At 43.3% G+C, this 4,029-nt stretch carries 3 protein-coding genes, 1 tRNA gene and 1 rRNA gene; 2 read left to right on the top strand and 3 right to left on the bottom strand.

The window, feature by feature from the left end; genetic code table 11:
• Positions 1-400 precede the first annotated feature (400 nt).
• Positions 401-850: an Hsp20/alpha crystallin family protein gene (locus ABCW45_RS17550; protein ID WP_117553222.1), complete on the bottom strand. Its 450-nt coding sequence runs from the start codon at positions 848-850 to the stop codon at positions 401-403.
• A 555-nt stretch (positions 851-1,405) separates the two neighbouring features.
• On the opposite strand from ABCW45_RS17550, the gene ABCW45_RS17545 reads away from it, so the two are divergent.
• Positions 1,406-2,509, top strand: a complete 1,104-nt coding sequence (locus tag ABCW45_RS17545) for an iron-containing alcohol dehydrogenase family protein (protein ID WP_343221278.1) — start codon at positions 1,406-1,408, stop codon at positions 2,507-2,509.
• Positions 2,510-2,625: 116 nt separating this feature from the next.
• Positions 2,626-3,321: an aspartate/glutamate racemase family protein gene (locus ABCW45_RS17540; RefSeq protein ID WP_117471276.1), complete on the top strand. Its 696-nt coding sequence runs from the start codon at positions 2,626-2,628 to the stop codon at positions 3,319-3,321.
• Positions 3,322-3,779: 458 nt separating this feature from the next.
• On the opposite strand, the gene ABCW45_RS17535 is transcribed toward ABCW45_RS17540, so the two are convergent.
• Together ABCW45_RS17535 and ABCW45_RS17530 are read right to left on the bottom strand one after the other, a co-directional pair.
• A tRNA-Gly gene (locus ABCW45_RS17535) sits at positions 3,780-3,851 on the bottom strand.
• A 66-nt stretch (positions 3,852-3,917) separates the two neighbouring features.
• A 23S ribosomal RNA gene (locus ABCW45_RS17530) occupies positions 3,918-4,029 on the bottom strand; the annotation flags it as partial.

Below are 4,029 nucleotides of genomic sequence, written 5' to 3'. Positions count from 1 at the left end.
AAAAGGGAAGAGAAAGAATTGTAATTGCTTACCGTTTTACATCTGTCTGTGTATCGTTATAGTGGCATTCATCCCGCCACCTACGAGGAATGGGGGTATTCTGCCGATTTTATGATAAACCAATAACGTGCAGCTGTACCTTTTATATAAAAGAATGTGCCTTGGCACATTCTCGCGCCACGCGCAGGCGCTTGCGACAATCTGCATCTTCGCGCGAGTGCGCATTTGGGGCACGTCAGTGCCTTTTTATGTAACAGGAACTTCCTATGAATTTCCTGTTACATAAAAAAGGACCGCTGCCCCACAGATCTCTCTGCAAAGGCAACGGTCCTTTTCAGCTACAGGTTATTTTCATTGATACCATACACCGCAGGTAGCTTTCACTGTCTGCCGCGCTTCCTTAACCTTCGATCGCAATACGCTTAGAAGTTTCAACCTTCTTCTGCTCAACTGGTTTCGGAACGGACAGGCTTAAGATACCATTTTCAAATTTAGCCTTGATATCTTCCTGCTTTACATCTTCGCCAACATAGAAGGTTCTGCTCATTGCTCCGGAATAACGCTCCTGACGGATATAGTGACCTTTCTTATCTTCCTCATCCTTATCAAGACCCTTAGCAGCGCTGACGGTCAGATAACCATCTTTCAATTCTGCAGTGATCTCATCTTTCTTGAATCCCGGAAGATCGATGTCCAGTTCATAGGAACCTTCATTCTCCTTGATATCAGTTTTCATAACTCTCGAAGCATTCTTTCCATACAGCGGATTCTTCTTAGAAGTAAAGAAGCTGTCATCAAACGGGAACATATCATCAAATAAACTCTCTCCAAAAATACTCGGCATATACATAAATCATTCCTCCAATCAGAATATCTGAAATCTATTGTCTGGGAGATTCTGAAAATCTCCAGGACTTTTTGCATCCCTTTGATTTCTTTCTCTCTTCCTTTGTTCTGTATGTACTATAGCACATATGATTAGCACTGTCAAGAGGCGAGTGCTAATTTTTTGTGAATTAATTGTGAACTTTTTTTCCTGCTCAAATATTCCTTATTTTCAAAATCCGCTGGGACAGTTAGAAACTATCTGGCATCTTCTTATTTCTCTCACACTCCTCGTGCATAATCATGATCATACATGCATTGGTTTTCTGCAGTAGCACAATGTGATGTGCAATGGCAGGAAAATTTAAAGGACATAAATTAAGAACATCTTGAATTATTTTTCCAAACGCCTATAATATTGATATGTTATCCATTTTGATGACAAATCTTTACTATCAACCGTAACGCCTCTGGATAGTTTATTCTATCCTCTAACAGTTACCCCCACAATCTGACAGATATTGTTTATTCCGGATATTTGTCAGCTCACAACAAGAAAGAACAAGAAAGGCAGAAGCAAATGAGTTACAGTGTATATCTTCCTAATTACTCCATCGGTGAAAATTGTTACAAGGAACTTCCATACGTCGCAAGAAACTATGGAAAAAAGGCAGTCGTGATCGGTGGTAAAACAGCCATGGAAAAAACAAAAGATGCACTCTTGGAAGGCATCAAGGGCTCCGATCTTGAGATCACGGATTTCATCTGGTACGGCGGTGATTCCAGCTACGAGAACGGCAATGCATTGATCGCGAATCCGGCTGTCCGCAACGCAGATATTATCTTTGGTGTCGGTGGAGGAAGAGCCTGCGACACCGCAAAATATGTAGCAAACGAACTTGACAAACCACTATTTACCTTCCCGACCGTTGCCAGCAACTGCGCGGCCGTGACTGCCATCTGTGTCATCTACAATGCCAACGGCACCTTCCGGGAATATTATTATCCGAAGCTTGCGGATCATACCTTCATCAATACCGCCGTGATTGCGGATTCTCCTTATGACCTCCTCTGGGCCGGAATCGGCGACGCACTCTCCAAAGAATGTGAGGCTGTTTTTTCCAGCAAAGGTAAGCACTTAAGCCATACTCCGTTAATGGGTGTCCAGCTCAGTAAAGTCTGCACACAACCGCTCCTGGATTATGGAAAAGAGGCACTCGCATCCTTAAAAGCGCACAAAGTCAGCGATGCCCTCATGCAGGTCACTTTGGATATCATCGTCTCCACCGGTATCGTTTCCAATATGACGACTCATATTCCGGATTATTACTACAATTCCTCCCTCGCGCACTGTGTCTATAACGGCTCCACGATCACGCGTCATGGTCACGAACACCTGCACGGCGAAGTCGTATCTCTCGGTGTTCTCTGCCTGCTCACCTATGAAGGCGCGAACACTCTCCGTGATACGATCATGAAATTCAATGCAAGCATCGGTCTTCCGGTATGCTTCGATGATATCGATATCACCGAAGATGAATTTGATCTCATGGCAGATAGAATTCTTACTTCCACCGAATGGCAGTACCGCCCGCAAGATGTGACCCGTGAGAAATTTATTGCATGCATGAAAGAACAGAATAAGATCGGACAGGAATTTAAAAAACAGACTATACTCTTATAAATGTACCGTGGAATATCTACATGCCATTCCGTCAGGAAAGTCATTAGAAGCTTTTCACAAGGCATTCATGAAGACGAACATATTTGCAGACTTTCCTAAACTCAGAGGTAAAATTAATGAAAAAGTTAGGATTAATTGGTGGAATAGGGCCAGAATCCACCATTGAATATTATCGCAGCATAGAATATGGCGTACAGAAAAAAAGTGGTCAAAATTTCTTTCCCAATATCACCATAGAAAGTCTTAATGTATTTGACGTACTCAATTTATGCAAAAATCAGGATTATGATGGGTTGACAGATTATCTTCTCAACGGTATCAATCAACTTTCTGCAGCAGGAGTACAATACGCTGCTCTAACCGGAATCACAACACATATTGTTTTTGATGCATTATCGAAAGTATCTCCTGTACCGCTTGTTAGTATGGTAGATACCGCAAGTGAATTTGCCAAAGCACACAGATACAGAAAAGTTTGCCTGTTAGGAACTCTTCCAACCATGAACGGAACCTTTTTTCAGCAATCTTTCGAATCTAAAGGTATCGAAGTCATTACACCGGATGCGGCAGAGAAAGAGTATATTGGTAGAAAAATTGAAACAGAACTGGAACTTGGGAAAGTTGTATCTGATACTCAAAACAACTTTCGAACAATTGCAGAACGAATCATTCAAGATGAGAACGTTGACACAATCATACTTGGATGCACAGAACTCCCATTGATTTTCAAAGGAATTGATTTATCAGTTCCATGCCTTAATGTGATGCAAGTTCACATTGATTCACTCATTGATTTAATTATGTCGGAATAAATACTTTCACCTATACCGCTGTTATTGTGGATTCGCCTTACGACCTCCTCTGGGCCGGAATTGGCAATCCTGATGAACAATGCAAAGCCAGTGCAGTCGAACATCCGGGGGACGTTCGACTGCGACGACCGGAGTGGAACGTAGACATTCGAACCGTTCGAGCCCGGCAGGGCTCGAACATGCGAAAAAGAGGAGGTATCCATCAGATATCTCCTCTTTTTCACATCTTATTGAAAGCACGAGGCGTCGCAGAACGTCCGGGGGACGTTCGACTGCGACGACCGGAGCGGAGCGTAGACATTCGAACCGTTCAAACCCGGCAGGGCTCGAACACTCAAGAAACCTGCTGTCCACTTGATGATCCTTTCATTTTAGTTACTTATCCACACTTCATCTGCATCGCAAACTCTTTTTCCACAAAAAAAGAGGATACCCACACTGGATATCCTCAAAAAGCGAGCACGAGACGGGATTCGAACCCGCGACCCTCGCCTTGGCAAGGCGATACTCCACCACTGAGCCACTCGTGCATAGGTAACATACCTTCAAAACCACATATTGAACTTCATCAACCTTTGAATCTTCACTTGACCTTCCTGGATAAGCCCTCGACCGATTAGTAACAGTCAGCTCCGTACATTACTGCACTTCCACCTCTGCCCTATCTACCTCGTCGTCTTCAAGGGGTCTTACTTCTTTCGAATGGGA

The sequence above is a fragment of the Pilosibacter fragilis genome (assembly GCF_032490495.1).
Classification (GTDB): domain Bacteria; phylum Bacillota; class Clostridia; order Lachnospirales; family Lachnospiraceae; genus Pilosibacter; species Pilosibacter fragilis.
The sequence above is the reverse complement of the archived record's forward strand: the minus strand, read 5'-3'. Positions and strand labels throughout refer to the sequence as shown.